This window comes from Rothia terrae (genome assembly GCF_012396615.1).
GTDB lineage: Bacteria > Actinomycetota > Actinomycetes > Actinomycetales > Micrococcaceae > Rothia > Rothia terrae.
Genome location: NZ_JAAXPV010000038.1, coordinates 1 through 1,324 on the forward strand (window position 1 = coordinate 1; position 1,324 = coordinate 1,324).

General features: G+C 36.3%; 1 protein-coding gene. It reads right to left on the reverse strand.

Annotated elements, in window-relative coordinates; genetic code table 11:
* Positions 1 to 50: 50 nt before the first annotated feature.
* Positions 51 to 1,223 (reverse strand): IS256-like element IS256 family transposase, encoded by a 1,173-nt coding sequence (locus HF984_RS11270; protein WP_000195429.1) that lies wholly within the window; start codon positions 1,221 to 1,223, stop codon positions 51 to 53.
* Positions 1,224 to 1,324: the final 101 nt, after the last annotated feature.

A 1,324-nucleotide genomic window follows, 5' to 3' on the forward strand; every position in this document is an offset into this window, starting at 1 on the left:
AGTCAAGTCCAGACTCCTGTGTAAAATGCTATACAATGTTTTTACCATTTCTACTTATCAAAATTGATGTATTTTCTTGAAGAATAAATCCATTCATCATGTAGGTCCATAAGAACGGCTCCAATTAAGCGATTGGCTGATGTTTGATTGGGGAAGATGCGAATAATCTTTTCTCTTCTGCGTACTTCTTGATTCAGTCGTTCAATTAGATTGGTACTCTTTAGTCGATTGTGGGAATTTCCTTGTACGGTATATTGAAAGGCGTCTTCGAATCCATCATCCAATGATGCGCAAGCTTTTGAATATTTTGGTTGATCGATATAATCATGAATCAATCGATTTTTAGCCTCACGCGCTAAGTTAATATCTGTGAACTTAAAAATTCCTTTAACAGCTTCTCTGAAAGATTTTGAATTTTTTTTAGGAATGGTGGTAAAGATATTTCTTAGGAAGTGAACTTGGCATCTTTGCCAACTTACGTTGGTGAAGGATTTTCTAATGGCAGAGACTAATCCTTTGTGCGCATCAGAAATAACGAGTTCCGTACCTTGTAAACCGCGTTCTTTTAGGTATTCAAAAAATGTTGTCCAGGTCTCTTCGCTTTCGCCACTTTGAATCATGAAGCCGATAATTTCACGGTCGCCATCTTTGGTTATTCCAATCGCTATATGACAGCTTTTTGAGAGTACTCGATTTTCTTCTCGTACTTTTATATAGAGTACATCGGTCATTAAGTAAGGATAATTTTTTTCTGATAATAAACGATTCTGCCACTCGTTAACCATAGGTTCTAGCTGTTCTGTTAAGCTAGAAACGAAGGACTTAGAGACGGATTTACCACAAAGTTCTTCCACAATTTTTGATACTTTACGAGTTGAAACGCCTGATACATACATTTCCAACATTGAAGCCATGAGGGCTTTTTCGTTTCGTTGATAACGTTCAAACACTGTGGGTGAAAAATGGCCATCACGTGTTCTGGGTACTTTTAATTCTAGCGTGCCTACACGTGTCGTAAAGCTGCGCTCATAATAGCCATTTCGTTGACTTTGTCGGTTTTCTGTTCGTTCATATTCTTTTGCTTGAATATATTCTGTTCGTTGATTTTCCATTAGTTGATTAAATACCGTTGTTAAAATATTTTTAGAAACGTCATCCTTTACAGAATATTCAATAATGCTTTGAATCTCTTCGCTTTTCAGTGTAAAATGTACTTGGGTCATGTAAAAGTCCTCCTGGGTATGTTTTTGTCGTTAAAAACATTGTACCGTAAAAGGACTGTTATATGGCCTTTTTACTTTTACACAATTATACGGACTTTATC